We start from the raw sequence: 14294 nt of genomic DNA, 5'->3' as shown, positions 1-14294 counted from the left end.
GGGACAATCGTATAAAAAAATAGGGCATTTTTCCCGATTTGTCATAGAATTCATTCTATGTTGCGGCGCTCGGGCCGCTCTGCGGCGGAAAAGACGGGCTTCGCCGGCCTATTGACGGCGCCACGTCACATTTATACCAATCGTTCCCGCGCGGCCGCCTCGGCGCTCGCTCGTCCGATTCATTTGAGACATTAACTCTTTATCAACCCTATGCGGACACCGCCGATGCGCGACGATCTCGAAAGACTCTGGCGCGCCTCGGCCGGCGCATTCGCACGAGGGGGACGCTGATGTCGCCGGGCGAGACCAGCGCCGCCTTCCTCGTGGATCACGACTCGCTGCGCGCCTCGCATGGGCTCGACGAGTCCACATTCGCGGATGTCCGCTTCGTCGGCGAGACGCTCTCCGCGCGCGTGCCGGAGCTGATCGAGGACTTCTACGCCTGGCTCCGCGGCTTCTCGGATTTCGCGCGCTTCTTCGCCGACCCGCGCATGCTGCAGCGCGTGAAGGCGCAGCAAAACGAATATTGGACCGATTTTCTCGCCGCCAATGTCGATGACGCCTATGTGGAGCGCCGGCGCGTCATCGGACGCACGCATGCGCGCATCGAGCTCGGCCTGCTCATCTATCTTTTGGCCATGGAATTCGTCTCCGCCTGGCTGCGCCGCGCGATCGAGAACGACGAGCGGCTGCGCGCGCGTGCGACCGCCGCTCTCTCCGTGCGCAAGCTCATCGCCTTCGACTCGGCCGTCGTCGTCGACACCTATGGCGCGCTCACCGCGCAAAATCTCGAGGATCATCGCGAGCGCCTGCATCATGTCGCCAGCGTCATGCGCGCGGTGACGGAGGGCGATCTCGAGCGCCATATCGATCTCGCCGGCCCCAGCGACATTCTCGGCCTATCGCTCAATGATCTGGTCGACAGCCTGCGCGGAGTCGCCCGCGAGATGGAGACGATCGCCGGCGGCGATTATTCCGCGCAGCCTTCGCCGCGCAGCGACAAGGATCAGCTCGGCAAATCGCTGCAGGCGATGACGCGCGCGCTGCGGGAGGCCGCCGAGCGCAATGACCGGCAAATGTGGCTCGCCGAGCAGGAGACCGCGCTGTCCCAGGCGATGAGCGGCAATCCGACGATGCGCGAGCTGGCGCAGCGCGTGCTCGCTCTGCTGTGCCGCGCATTGAGCGCGCAGGTCGGCGCGCAATATGTCGCCGAGGATGGCGGCGCGACGCTGCGGCTCGCCGGAGCCTATGCCGGCGCCTCCGGCATGCGCGAGCATTGGCGGCTCGGCGAGGGGCTGGTGGGCCAAGTCGCGCTGGACAAGCGACGCATCGTCGTGACCGACATTCCAGAGGACGGCCTCGCCATTCATTGGGGGCTCGGACAGACGCCGCCCCGCCATCTGCTGATCTTTCCGCTGCTGCACGAAGGGGAGACGCGCGGCGTCATCGAGCTCGGCGCGATCAAGCCTTTTTGCGAGAAGCGTCTCGCTATTCTCGACTTCGTCTCGAGCGGCGTCGGACAGGCGATCAGCTCCGCCGAGGCGCGCGGCCGCATAGAGCAATTGCTGGAGGAATCGCGCGCGCAAGGCGAGGAGCTCACCGCGCAGCAGGAGGAGCTGCGTCAGGTCAACGACACGCTCGAAGAGCACACGCGGGCGTTGGAGCTGCAGAAGGAGAATCTGCTGGCGACAGAATCCGCCTTGCGGCAGAAGGCCGTGGAGCTGGAGCGCGCCAGCCGCTACAAATCCGAATTTCTCGCCAATATGTCGCATGAGCTGCGCACGCCGCTCAACAGCTCGCTCATTCTCGCCAAGCTGCTCGTCGACAATCGCGACGGCAATCTCGCGCCCGAGCAGATCAAATATGCGCAGAGCATCTATTCGGCCGGCAATGATCTGCTGGTGCTCATCAATGATATTCTCGATCTCTCCAAGATAGAGGCCGGCAAGATCGAGCTCGACATGGCGCCGACGGCGATCTCGACATTGCTCGCCGATCTCGAGCGGCGCTTCGAGCCGCTCGCGGCCGAGCGGCGGCTGCAATTCTCCATCTCCGTCGAGCCCGGCGCGCCGGACATGATCGAGACCGATCGCCAGCGCCTGCAGCAGATTCTCTCCAATCTTCTTGCCAACGCCGTGAAGTTCACCGAGCGCGGCGGCGTGCGCCTCATCGTGCGGCGCGAGAGCGCGCAGCGCGTCGCCTTCGTCGTCGAGGACACGGGGATCGGCATAGCGGACGATCAGCAGGAGACGATCTTCCAGGTATTTCGCCAAGCCAATGGCGGCATCAACCGCAAGTTCGGCGGCGCCGGCCTCGGCCTCTCCATCTCGCGCGAGTTCGCCGAGCTGCTGGGCGGCGCGCTCAGCGTGCGCAGCACGCCGGGACAGGGCAGCACATTCTCCCTGCTGCTGCCGCTGCGCGCCGATGGCGCGGCGGCTCTCGCCGTGCGACGCGAGGAGCCGCCGCCGTCGCCTGTGGCGCCCGCGCCGGCGCCGATATCGGACGATCGCGACGAGATCACGGATTCACGCCGCGTGGCGCTGATCGTCGAGGATGATCCCGCCTTTGCAGAAATATTGCGCGATCTCGCGCGTGAGCTCGGCTTCAAATGCATCGTCGCAGGCTCGGCCGGCGACGCGCTGACGCTGGCGCGACGCTTCCGTCCGCAAGCCGTGCTGCTCGACATCGGCCTGCCGGACCAGTCGGGCCTCACCGTGCTCGAGCTGCTGAAGCGCGACCCCGCGGTCCGCCATGCGCCGATCCATGTGGTCTCGATGCATGATTATCAGAAAGTGGCGCGCGAGATGGGCGCCGTCGGATACATATTGAAGCCGGCCAAGCGCGAGCAGCTCGTCTCCGCCTTCCGCCTGCTGGAGGACCGGCTCGATCGCGACAAGTCGATCCTGATCGTCGAGGACGAGGGCGTGCAGCGCACCGCTCTCATGGAGCTCTTGTCTTCCGCCGGCGTGGAGATCGTCGCGGTCGCGACGGCCGAGGACGCCTCGCGCGAGATCGACGCGCGCCCCTTCGACTGCGTGGTTCTCGACCTCATGCTGCCCGGCGTCAGCGGCTTCGAGTTTCTGGAGCGCATGAGCCGCGACGAGACGCGCGTCGCGCCGCCGGTGATCATCTACACCGCGCGCTCGCTCAGCATGGACGAGGAGCAGAAGCTTCGGCGCCTGTCGAAATCCATCATCATCAAAGGCGCGCGCTCGCCGGAGCGGCTCATAGAGGAGACCACTCTTTTCCTGCATCAGGCGGAATCGAAGCTGTCGCCCGAGCAGCAGCATATGCTCGAGATCGCGCGCAGCCGCGACAGCGTTCTCGACGGCCGCCACGTGCTGCTGGTCGAGGACGATGTGCGCAATATATTCTCGCTGACGGCCGTGCTCGAGCGTGAAGGCATGACGGTGCAGATCGCCCGCAATGGCAAAGAAGCGCTGGAGCGCATCGATCGCGATCCGACGATCGATCTGGTGCTGATGGATCTGATGATGCCGGAGATGGACGGGCTCGCCGCCATGCGCGCGATCCGCGAGCGCGAGGACAAGGCCGCTCTGCCGATCATCGCGCTCACCGCCAAGGCCATGCCCGACGATCGCGCGCAATGTCTTTCGGCCGGCGCCAATGATTATATCTCCAAGCCGATCGACGTCGAGAAGCTCTTGTCGCTGATCCGCGTATGGATGCCGAAATGATCCTTCTCGACTCCGATGAGAAAGCCGAGATCGAGCTGGACCTCCTGCTGGAGGCCATATTCCGGCTCTATCAGCATGATTTTCGCGGCTATGCGCGCTCCTCTCTGCGCCGCAGCGTCGCCCGCGCTCAGATCGCGCTGCGATGCGCGACGATCACCGATCTTCTCGACCGCATCGTCCACGACAGGGGCGCTTTCACGGAAGCGTTGCGCCATCTCACCATACAGGTGAGCGATCTCTTCCGCGATCCTTGCTATTTCCGCGGGCTGCGCGAGACGGTCGCGCCGCATCTCGCCACCTATCCTTCGCTGCGCTTCTGGGTGGCGGGCTGCGGAACCGGCGAGGAGGCCTATTCCATCGCCATTCTCCTGCACGAGGAAGGGCTGCTCGAGCGCTCGCTCGTCTATGCGACCGACATAGACAAGGAGAGCATGGCGATCGCGCAGGCCGGCGCCTATGAGCTCTTCCGCATGGGCGGTTTCGCCGAGAATTACCACGGCTCCGGCGGACGCGCGGCGCTCTCCGACTATTTCGTCGCGCGCGGCGCCTATGCGACCATCGCGCCCTTTCTGAAGCAGCGCATCCTGTTCTGCGACCACAGCCTCGCGACCGACGCCGCCTTCGCCGAAATGCACCTCATCTCGTGCAGGAACGTGCTCATCTATTTCGACCGAACGCTGCAGGATCGCGCGATCGGCCTGTTTCGCGAGTCGCTCTGCGCGCGCGGCTTCATCGGCCTCGGGCCGAATGAATCGCTCGCCTTCTCACGTCATGCGTCTTCTCTAGAGATTCTTTCGGCTGACGAGCACATCTATCGGGTGAAATGATGAGAGCGATCGAAAACTCCTCGAACCCGTCCGGGCGTCGGCGGTCGTCGACGCCCGATTTCGACTCGGGCCGCACGTCCAAGCTCCCGGTCGTTCTCATCGTCGATGATTTCGCGGAGAATCTGATCGCGATGGAGGCGCTGCTGCGTTGCGACGCGTTCGACATCGTCACCGCGCAATCGGGCCGCACCGCGCTCGACATTCTCCTCGATCGCAGCATCGCGCTCGCCATCGTCGATGTGAACATGCCGGAGATGGACGGATTCGAGCTGGCGACGCTGATGCGCGGCGTGGAGAAGACGCGCTATGTGCCGATCGTCTTCGTCACCGCGCATTCGCCGGACGTCTCGCGCATGTTCAAGGGATATGAGGTCGGCGCCGTCGACTATCTGTTCAAGCCGATCGACGAGCAGGTGCTGCGCAGCAAGGTCGACGTCTTCGTGACGCTGGAGCGGCAGCGCCAGCAGCTTCTGCAAGTGGAACGCATGCGCGAGATGTTCGTCGGCATTCTCGGGCATGATCTGCGCAATCCGCTGCAGAGCATACTCACCTCCGCCGAGCGCTCGCTGAGCGTTGCGCAGGACGACGATCTGCGCAAGGCGCTGCAGCTCATTCGCCAGAGCGGCCAGCGCATGGCGCGGATGATCGAGCAGATTCTCGATCTGACGCGCATCAGAATGGGCGGCGGCCTCGCCATCCGTCCCGCCGCGGCGAATTTCCGGCGCGTCGTCGAGCAGATCGCCGATGAGTTCAGCGGACGCGGGCGCGCCCTGCGGCTCGATTTCGACGGCGACATGGACGGCGCCTGGGATGTCGACCGCATTCTGCAGCTTCTCTCCAATCTCCTCGGCAACGCCGTCGAGCACAGCCCGCCCGGCGCGCCGGTCTCGCTGCGGATCGACGGCGGCGCGGCGGACTTTGTCGTGATCCACGTCTGCAATGGCGGACGCGGCGTGCCGAGCGCGCTGCGCGACGCGCTGTTCGAACCCTTCGCCAGCAGCGACCGCATGCGTGGCCTCGGCCTCGGCCTGTTCATCTGTCGGCAGATCGTGCTGGCGCATGGCGGCGCGATCGAATTCGAATCGGATGATTCGCGCGGCACATGCTTTCACATTCGGCTGCCGCGTCGCTGCGCGATCGAGGCGCCGCTCCACGATTCGCGCGGCGTCGACGGGCGATCGGAACCGCTACGCTGCGGCGACGCGCTCTTCGGCGTCGGCGCGCGGCCGTCGCGCAGAGGCGTCATTCTCGTCGTCGACGACGACGCCGATGTGCTCGACTCGCTCGAGCTGCTGCTGACGACAGAGGGCCATGAGGTGCTGGCCGCCGCAGACGGCGACGCCGCGACCAAGATCGTCGTCGGCGACCGCGCCCGGCCGGACATGGTGATCATCGATTATCATCTGCCCAATGGCGTGGTGGGGCCGCTCGTCGTGCGGCGCCTGCGCGAGCTGCTCAATCGCGACCTTCCGGCGCTCGTCCTGAGCGGCGCCACAGCGGATGAGGACGCCGTCCGCATCCCGCTGCAAAACAGCGCGCAGCTCGGCAAGCCGGCCGACGTCGAGCGGCTGCTGGAGACGATACAGAGATTGCTCGCCGAGAACGCCGCGCCCTGAGCCGAGCGCGCTCCGCTCAGGCGAGCGCGGCCTCTATGCGCGGGCGAATCTTCGCCGCGAAATCATCGAGGCTCGCAAGCGCGAGAGACTCGTTCGCCGTCGCCGGCTTCAGCAGCAGCGAGCCCACGCCGAGCCGCCGATGAATGCCGACGATATTCTCAGCGAGCTCCTCATAGCTTCCGATGAGCGAGCGCTCGACGATCTCCTCCGGATCGAAAGAGGCCAGCGCATTTTGCGCGAGAAAAATGCCGCGCATGCGATCGGCGAAACGCGCGATGAAGGGCAGCGCCTCCGCCAGCGCCTTCTCACGCGTCTCGGCGGCATAATAGAAGCGCGCCAGAGCAAGACGCGGATCGGCGGCCGGCCCCGTCGCGCGATAGGCGGCGGCCGCCTGCTCGATCTTGGCGATCGGCACAAGCGAGGCCGCCATTATGCCGAAGCCCTTGCGCGCCGCATATTCGATCGCTGACGGCGTGGATGTGGCGATCCAGGTCGGAATCGGCTTTTGCAAAGGCTTGGGACAGAGCGCGAGATCATCGACATGAAAATGCGCGCCGGAGAAAGTGACGCGATCTTCATAGAGCAGACGCTCGATCAGCTCGAGCGCCTCGAGAGTCATGTCGCGCGAGTCCTCCTTCGCCGCGTGAAAATGCTTGTTCTGCGCTGGAAAGGGGCCGCCCTTGGCGACGCCGAAATCGAAACGGCCATTGGAGAGAACGTCGATGGTCGCGACATCCTCCGCCACCTGGATCGGATTGCGGAAAGCGAGCAGCACCGCCGCCGAGCCGAGCCGCACGCGCGAGGTGACGCCGGCGAGATAGGAAAGCAGCGTCAATATGGATGGGCTGACGGCGTCATCGTCGAAATGATGCTCGGCGACCCAGGCCTCCTCGAAGCCGACCTCCTCCGCGCGGCGCACGAGACGCGTCTGCGCGTCGAAGCAGGCCTTATAGTCGCGAACAGGGTTTTCATAGGTGCAGAACACGCCGATGCGCATGGCCGAAGCTCCTCCTGGCACGCTATATAGGTTTGTTATATAGCTTAGGCCCCGGTCACGCCGGCGGCAAGCGGCGGATGCGCAATTCCGCGGCGTTTCCAGCCGAAGCGGAGGCCTGCTCTGCGGCGCCGCAAAGCGCTGTCACGATTGTGTCATCGAACAAGGCTGTGAGTGCGGGGCTCCTCCTCTTCCTCGTCAGCGCCACAGGCCGATTCGAATGGACTTCTCCCGTCGCTTCACATTCCTCTTCTCCGCTCCCAATTTCGAGGCCGATGACCTCGAGGGGCTGCGCGTCAGTCAGATCATCGCCGCGATCGAGAGCATGGGCTTTCAGGTTGTGCGCGCGCGCCGCGTGGAGGACGCCGAGATCGTCGTGCAGACCGACGCCGCCATCGGCTGCCTCGTCGTCGATTGGGGCAAGAAAGGCCTCGAGGGCAAGACCGCCTCGCTCATCGATCTCATGCGCAAGCGCGGCCTCGAAATGCCGATCGTGCTGCTCATTCGCCGCAAGCGCTTCGAGGATATTCCGGTCGAGGTGCTGGACTTCATCGACGGCTATGTCTTCCTCGCCGAGGAGACGCCGGAATTCATCGCCAAAAATCTCGTCTCGCGCCTGAAGCAATATGCGGAGACGCTGAAGACGCCCTTCTTCGGCGCGCTGGTCGATTACGCCGAGGAAGGCAATCAGCTATGGACCTGCCCCGGCCATAATGGCGGCATTTTTTATAGCCGCAGCCCGATCGGCCGCATCTTCATGGAGCATTTGGGCGAGGCCGTGTTCCGCGACGATCTCGACAATTCCGTCGTCGAGCTCGGCGATCTGTTGACGCATGAAGGTCCGGCGCTCGCCGCGCAAAAGGCGGCGGCGGAAATCTTCGGCGCGGAGAAGACCTATTTCGTTCTCAACGGCACATCCTCCTCCAACAAGGTCGTGCTCACCAATCTTGTCGCCGAGGGCGATCTCGTGCTGTTCGATCGCAATAATCACAAGGCGGCGCATCATGGCGCCTTGCTGCTCGGCGGCGGCGTGCCGATCTTTCTGCCGACGACGCGCAATGCGCATGGCCTCATCGGCCCGATCGATCACGAGGCCTTCGACGAGGAGAAATTGCGCGAGCGCATTCGCGCCAATCCGCTGGTGAAGGACAAGGACGCCTGGCGCAAGGAGCGGCCTTTCCGCGCCGCCGTCATCGAGCAATGCACTTATGACGGCACCATCCATAACGCCGAATGGATCGTCAGCAAGATCGGCCATTTGTGCGATTACATTCTCTTCGACGAAGCCTGGGCCGGCTTCATGAAGTTTCATCCGCTCTATGAGCGACGCTATGCGATGGGGCTCAAGAATCTCACCGAGGCCTCGCCCGGAATCGTCGCGACGCAATCGACGCATAAGCAGCTCGCCAGCTTCTCGCAGGCCTCGCAAATCCATGTGCGCGATCGCCATATAAAGGGCCAGCGGCGGCGCGTGGAGCATCGCCGTTTCAATGAAGGCTTCATGCAGCACGCCTCCACCTCGCCCTTCTATCCGCTGTTCGCCTCTTTGGATGTCGGCGCGCAAATGATGAAGGGCCGCTCCGGCGAGCTTTTGTGGGACGACACCATCCGGCTCGGCATAGAGCTGCGCAAGAAGCTGCGCGCGGTGCGGCGCGAGTTCGAGGCCAAGGAGCAGGACCCGGCGCGGCGCTGGTTCTTCGATCCTTTCGCGCCCGATTGGGTCTCCATTCCAGACGCGGCGCGCGAATCCGGCGCGCATCGCGTTCCCTGGGAGAGCGTCTCCACCGATCAGCTCGCGCGCAATCCCGACTTCTGGGCGCTGGCGCCGGATGCGCGCTGGCATGGATTCTCCAATATGGCGCCGGGCTTTGCGATCACCGATCCGGCCAAGCTCACTCTGCTGACGCCAGGCTTCGATCGCGAGACCGGCGCCTATGCCGATCATGGAATCCCGGCGCCGATCGTCGCGCAATATTTGCGCGAAAATCGCATCGTGCCGGAGAAGAACGACCTCAACTCTCTGCTGTTTCTGCTGACGCCGGGCGTCGAATCGAGCAAGGCGGGAACGCTCGTCTCCTCGCTCGTCGCCTTCAAGCGCCTGCATGACGACAATGCGCTGCTGCAGGATGTGATCCCCGAATTTGTCGCGCGCCGCTCCGCGCGCTACAGGGGCGTGCGGCTGCGCGATCTTTGCGGCGATATGCATCGCTTCTTCAAGGAGGCGAACGCCAGCTCGCTGCAGCAGGCGCAATTCCGGCAGGAGCATCTGCCCGAGATGGCGATGACGCCGCGCGAGGCATATCTGCGCCTCGTGCGCAATGACGTGGATTTCCTGCCGATCGACGAGATAGAGGGCCGCATAGCGACGACGCTCTTCGTCATCTATCCGCCGGGCATTGCGACGATCGTTCCGGGCGAGCGGCTCGACACGAAGGCGCGGCCCATGCTCGAATATTTGCGCATGTTCGAACGCAGCGCCAATCTCTTCCCCGGCTTCGATTATGAGATCCAGGGACTCTACAAGCAGTGGAACGGCGAGGCGAAGATGCGGCTCTACACTTATGTGGTGCAGGAATGAGCATGATCGAAGCGAGCGCCGAACGCGCGACGATCCTCGTCCGCCCCTCGCGCGACGAGGATGTCGACGCCATGCTGGCGATCTATCTCCAGCATGTGCGCAAGGGGCTCGATCCATCCGAGGCGCCGCTCTACGAGCCGCCGCAGAAGGAGGATTTGAAGCGCCGACGCAAGAATATGGGCAATCACCGGCTGCCGCATCTCGTCGCCGAGCATGAGCGCGCCGTTCTCGGCTACGCCTATGTCGTGCCCTTTCGCAAAAGGCCGGCCTATCGCTATGTCGTCAAGCATTCGATCTATGTCGATCCGCGCCATCTGCATCGCGGCGTCGGCCGGCTGCTGCTGCAAGCGCTCGTCGATTCCTGCGCGGCGGCCGGCTTTCGGCAGATGATCGGCTATGTCGACGCCTCCAATGAGGCGTCGCTGAAGCTGCATGAGGCGATCGGCTTTCGGCAGGCCGGATATCTTTCCGGCGTCGGATTTAAATTCGGCCGCTGGACGGATTCGGTGATCTTGCAGCGCTCGCTCGGCCTCGGCGCCGCGACGCCTCCCGATGCGCGCAGCTGACGCTGCAGGCCGCGCGGCGGTCATGCTATGATCGGCGCATGATTCCGCTTCGCCGCCTCCTGCCCTTCGCCCTTTTGCTCTTCTTCGCCTCGCCCGCGGCCGCGGCGGCGCGCAATCCTTGCCAGGATGTAGAGGATGCGGGCGCGAGCTACACCATCTGCGTCTTCGACACGCGCAGCGATTCCATTCGCCTCTTCCTCGCCGATGCGAAAGGCGAGGTCTATGGCTCCTTCTCGGCGCTCGACGCCGCACTCGCGCAGAAGGGCGAAAAGCTTCTCTTCGCGATGAACGCCGGAATGTATGACGAGCGGCGCCTGCCGATCGGACTCTATGTCGAAGGCGGCCATATGGAGAAAAGCGCCAACACCCATTCGGGCGCCGGCAATTTCCACATGAAGCCCAATGGGATTTTCTGGGTGGAGGGCGCGCGCGCCGGCGTCACGGAGACGCAGCGTTTTCTCAAAGAGCGGCTGCATCCCGCCTATGCGACACAATCGGGGCCGATGCTCGTTGTCGGCGGACGCATCAATCCGCGCATCCACGACACCGGAACGTCGATGAAGATTCGCAATGGAGTCGGCGTGCGCGACGGCCATATCGTCGCCTTCGCCATCTCCAATCAGCCGGTGACATTCCACGCTTTCGCGACTCTCTTTCGCGAGCGTTTGAAATGTCCGGACGCGCTCTTCCTCGACGGCTCGATCTCGGCGCTCTATGCGCCTTCGCTCGCGCGGCACGATCGCTTCCGCCCCATGGGGCCGATCGTCGGCGTCGTCGAGCGCGCGCGCTGACGCGCGCCGCTCACGCCGCTTCGTTGACGGTGAAGGCGCCGACGAAATCGGGGTCCGCGAGAATCTCGCCCGTCTCCCACAGCAGATAATCGCCGGGGCCGGCGATGCGGAAACGGCCGAGGTCCGGCGGCAGGCGGACCTTGCGGCCGGCGTCCTTGCCTTCGAGCTCTATGTCGACGCCGGTTCCGTCGATGGCGGCGATCGTGCCGAACATCTGACGCAGCACCTTGCCGTGCGGCGTCACGCGGGTGAGACCGATGAGCGCGCGCTTGCCGATCATTTGCGCGCGGGCCTGGATCCATTCGCTCCTGCCGAGTTCCATTGTTTTCTCCCATCACCAATTGTTGCACGACGTCTCTGATGCAGAGATGCCATGATCGAGATCGTCATTGATGTGCGCCCGCGCACGCGCCGGGCTGCAGCCGCTCTGGGACGCCTCACGCCCCCATCAGCGCGCCGACATGAGCGGCGACGCAGGCGGCGAGGTCATCCGGCCGATAGCCGCCCTCGAGCAATGAGACGACGCGCCCGTCACAGCGGCGCGCGGCGATCTCTGCGAGGCGCAGCGTAAGCTCGGCGAAGTCCTGTCTTTGCAGGCGCAAACCGCCGAGAGGATCGTGCAAATGCCCGTCGAAACCGGCGCAAATGAGGAGGATGTCCGGCGCAAAATCGTCGAGGCGCGGGAGAATCGCCTGCGTCCAAGCCTGCGCGAATTGCTCGCCGCCGGAGCCTTTGGCGAGCGGGACGTTGACGATGTTGTCATGCGCGCCGCGCTCGCTCGCGGCGCCGGTGAAGGGATAGTGCGGCGATTGATGCGAGGAGCAATAGAGGACCTTTCGGTCAGACCAGAAGATCTCCTGCAATCCATTGCCGTGATGCACGTCGAAATCGACGATGGCGACGCGCTCGGCGCCATGGGCGGCGATGGCGTGACGCGCCGCGATGGCGGCATTGTTGAAGAAGCAGAAGCCCATGGCGGCGTCGCGCGTCGCATGATGGCCGGGCGGGCGCATGGCGACGAAAGCGTTGCGGGCGGCGCCGCGCATCACCTCGTCGACGGCGAAGGTCGCGCCGCCGGCAGCGCGCAGCGCGGCCTCGAGCGAGCCCGCGCTCATGACGATATCGGGACCGAGCGTCGCGAGCCCGCTTTGCGGCGCGGCTTTCTCGAGACGCTCGAGCAGAGAGGGCGCATGAACGGCGAGGATCGCCTCGCGCGAGGCTTCCGGCGCCTCGGCGCGGCGCAGCGCGGCGAAGGCGTCGCCATTCAGGGCGGCGACGATGGCGCGCAGCCGCTGCGGCTGATCGGGACGGCCTGCGCCGACCTCATGCGCGAGGCCGGATGCGTGGGTGACGAGGAGAGTCGTCGGCTCGGCGCCGCCCGCCGCAACGAAATCGGGCGAAAGCGCCAGCCCTGCCGCTAGCGCAAGCGTCTGCCGACGGGTGAAAGTGGATGACGCCGGCGCTCGTCCGACCATCGGCTCAGCGGCCCACCTGCCCCCTGTGCCGCAGGAAATGGTCGGCCAGCACAATGGCCATCATCGCCTCGCCAACCGGCACGGCGCGAATGCCGACGCAAGGGTCGTGGCGGCCCTTGGTGACGATCTCGGTCTCTTGGCCATTGCGGTCGATGGTGCGGCGCGGCGTCAGGATCGAGGAGGTCGGCTTGACCGCAAAACGCGCGACGATCGGCTGGCCGGTCGATATGCCGCCGAGCACGCCGCCGGCCTGATTGGTAAGAAACTCCGGTCTGCCGTCCGGCCCGACGCGCATCTCGTCGGCGTTGGCTTCGCCGGAGAGCTCGGCCGCGGCGAAGCCGGCGCCGATCTCCACCCCCTTCACGGCATTGATCGACATGAAGGCCGAAGCGAGATCGGAGTCGAGCTTGCCATAGATGGGCGCGCCCCAACCGGCGGGAACGCCTTCGGCGACCACCTCGATCACTGCGCCGATCGACGAGCCGGATTTGCGCACGCCGTCGAGATAATCGGCCCAGAGCTTCGCGGTTTCGGCGTCGGGGCAGAACAGCTGGTTGTTCTCTGCCTCCGCCCAGTCGAAGCGGGCGCGGTCGATTTTATGCGGGCCGATCTGCACCAGAGCGCCGCGTATGGTGACGCCGGCGAGCACTTTGCGCGCCACAGCGCCGGCGGCGACGCGCGCCGCCGTCTCGCGCGCCGAGGAGCGCCCGCCGCCGCGATAGTCGCGAATTCCATATTTCGCGTCATAGGCGTAATCGGCGTGACCGGGGCGGTATTTCTCGGCGATATCGCCATAATCCTTGGAGCGCTGGTCGGTGTTCTCGATCAGCAGCGCGATCGGCGTTCCGGTCGTGACCTGCCGGCCGGCGGAATCGGCGAAGACGCCGGACAGGATTTTCACCGCATCGGCCTCCTGCCGCTGCGTGGTGAAGCGCGACTGGCCGGGCTTGCGCTTGTCGAGAAAGACCTGAATCTCGGCCTCGGTCAGCTCCAGCCCTGGCGGACAGCCGTCGACGACGACGCCGAGCGCCGGCCCATGGCTCTCGCCGAAAGTGGTGATGCGGAAGAGATGGCCGAAACTGTTGTGGGACATGGAGCGCCGATCACAAATTTGCCGAGGGCCGGTTTTAGGCGCCGGCCGCCGCGGGGTCAAACGCGAATGGCGGGCCGTCGGATCATGGCCTACACTGCAGCCGACGTCAGCGCCGAAAAGGGCCCGCCCGAAAAATGATTTCTCCCGCCTTCGCGCAGAAAATGGCGCGCTACAACGCCTGGCAGAACGAGAGTCTCTACGCCGCGGCCGATACGCTCTCCGACGAGGCGCGGCGCGCCGATCGCGGGGCCTTCTTCAAATCGATCCATGGCACGCTGAATCATCTGCTCTGGGCGGACGCCATGTGGATGAGCCGCCTCGCCGGCGACCCGAACCCGAATGTAACGATAGAAGACTCGGCCTCTTTCCGCGCCGATTGGACGATCATGAAATCGGAGCGCGCAGCGATGGACGCGCGACTGATCGCCTTTGCGGACGCCTTCGACGCGGCGGCGCTCGAGGGCGATTTTTCCTGGTATTCGGGCGCCAAGCAGACGGACATCATCAAGCCGCGCAAGCTCGTCGTCGCCCATATCTTCAACCATCAGACCCATCATCGCGGACAGGTCCATGCGATGCTGACGGCGGCCGGCGCGCGTCCACAGGACACGGATCTGATCTTCATGTGAGGCCGGTTTGATGCGAGCCTGAAGGCT

At 64.9% G+C, this 14294-nt stretch carries 11 protein-coding genes; 7 read left to right on the top strand and 4 right to left on the bottom strand.

Translation table 11 applies throughout. The annotated features are described in order from the left end of the window. Positions 1 to 290: 290 nt before the first annotated feature. From A1351_RS09450 to A1351_RS09440, 3 genes are read left to right on the top strand one after another with little or no spacing between them, the layout of a single operon-like run. Positions 291 to 3698 carry a response regulator gene (locus A1351_RS09450; protein ID WP_064032859.1) on the top strand — a complete coding sequence of 1136 codons (3408 nt, stop codon included), beginning with the start codon at positions 291 to 293 and terminating at the stop codon, positions 3696 to 3698. Then, positions 3695 to 4525 carry a protein-glutamate O-methyltransferase CheR gene (locus tag A1351_RS09445; RefSeq protein ID WP_026597848.1) on the top strand — a complete coding sequence of 277 codons (831 nt, stop codon included), beginning with the start codon at positions 3695 to 3697 and terminating at the stop codon, positions 4523 to 4525. Before A1351_RS09450 ends, A1351_RS09445 begins: the two co-directional genes overlap by 4 nt. After that, positions 4522 to 6141: a response regulator gene (locus tag A1351_RS09440; protein WP_024878843.1), complete on the top strand. Its 1620-nt coding sequence runs from the start codon at positions 4522 to 4524 to the stop codon at positions 6139 to 6141. Before A1351_RS09445 ends, A1351_RS09440 begins: the two co-directional genes overlap by 4 nt. 16 nt (positions 6142 to 6157) lie before the next feature. Here A1351_RS09440 and A1351_RS09435 read toward each other — a convergent pair whose 3' ends face one another. After that, positions 6158 to 7138 carry an LLM class flavin-dependent oxidoreductase gene (locus A1351_RS09435; protein WP_064032858.1) on the bottom strand — a complete coding sequence of 327 codons (981 nt, stop codon included), beginning with the start codon at positions 7136 to 7138 and terminating at the stop codon, positions 6158 to 6160. Between the two features lie 217 nt (positions 7139 to 7355). Here A1351_RS09435 and A1351_RS09430 point away from each other — a divergent pair, with 217 nt between their 5' ends. Genes A1351_RS09430 through A1351_RS09420 form a run of 3 tightly spaced genes read left to right on the top strand, consistent with a single transcriptional unit; the run spans position 7356 to position 11070 of the window. Further along, entirely contained in the window at positions 7356 to 9713 is a 2358-nt protein-coding gene (locus tag A1351_RS09430; protein ID WP_064032857.1) for an Orn/Lys/Arg decarboxylase N-terminal domain-containing protein, read from the top strand. Next, complete coding sequence (locus tag A1351_RS09425) at positions 9710 to 10279, top strand: GNAT family N-acetyltransferase (protein ID WP_064032856.1); 570 nt, start codon at positions 9710 to 9712, stop codon at positions 10277 to 10279. Before A1351_RS09430 ends, A1351_RS09425 begins: the two co-directional genes overlap by 4 nt. A 38-nt stretch (positions 10280 to 10317) precedes the next feature. Then, positions 10318 to 11070, top strand: a complete 753-nt coding sequence (locus tag A1351_RS09420) for a phosphodiester glycosidase family protein (RefSeq protein WP_064032855.1) — start codon at positions 10318 to 10320, stop codon at positions 11068 to 11070. A 10-nt stretch (positions 11071 to 11080) separates the two neighbouring features. On the opposite strand, the gene A1351_RS09415 is transcribed toward A1351_RS09420, so the two are convergent. The 3 genes from A1351_RS09415 to aroC all read right to left on the bottom strand — a co-directional run bounded on the left by A1351_RS09415 (position 11081) and on the right by aroC (position 13638). Beyond that, complete coding sequence (locus A1351_RS09415; RefSeq protein ID WP_064032854.1) at positions 11081 to 11392, bottom strand: hypothetical protein; 312 nt, start codon at positions 11390 to 11392, stop codon at positions 11081 to 11083. Positions 11393 to 11507: 115 nt separating this feature from the next. Then, on the bottom strand, positions 11508 to 12545 hold the full coding sequence (locus tag A1351_RS09410) for a histone deacetylase family protein (protein ID WP_245291627.1): 1038 nt from the start codon (positions 12543 to 12545) through the stop codon (positions 11508 to 11510). Between the two features lie 4 nt (positions 12546 to 12549). Then, entirely contained in the window at positions 12550 to 13638 is a 1089-nt protein-coding gene (gene aroC / locus A1351_RS09405; protein ID WP_064032853.1) for a chorismate synthase, read from the bottom strand. A 134-nt stretch (positions 13639 to 13772) separates the two neighbouring features. Between aroC and A1351_RS09400 the strand changes: the two genes are divergently transcribed. After that, positions 13773 to 14267: a DinB family protein gene (locus A1351_RS09400; RefSeq protein ID WP_024878835.1), complete on the top strand. Its 495-nt coding sequence runs from the start codon at positions 13773 to 13775 to the stop codon at positions 14265 to 14267. The last annotated feature ends 27 nt before the right edge of the window (positions 14268 to 14294 follow it).

The organism is Methylosinus sp. R-45379, from assembly GCF_001644125.1.
Lineage (GTDB): Bacteria > Pseudomonadota > Alphaproteobacteria > Rhizobiales > Beijerinckiaceae > Methylosinus.
The sequence above is the reverse complement of the archived record's forward strand: the minus strand, read 5'-3'. Positions and strand labels throughout refer to the sequence as shown.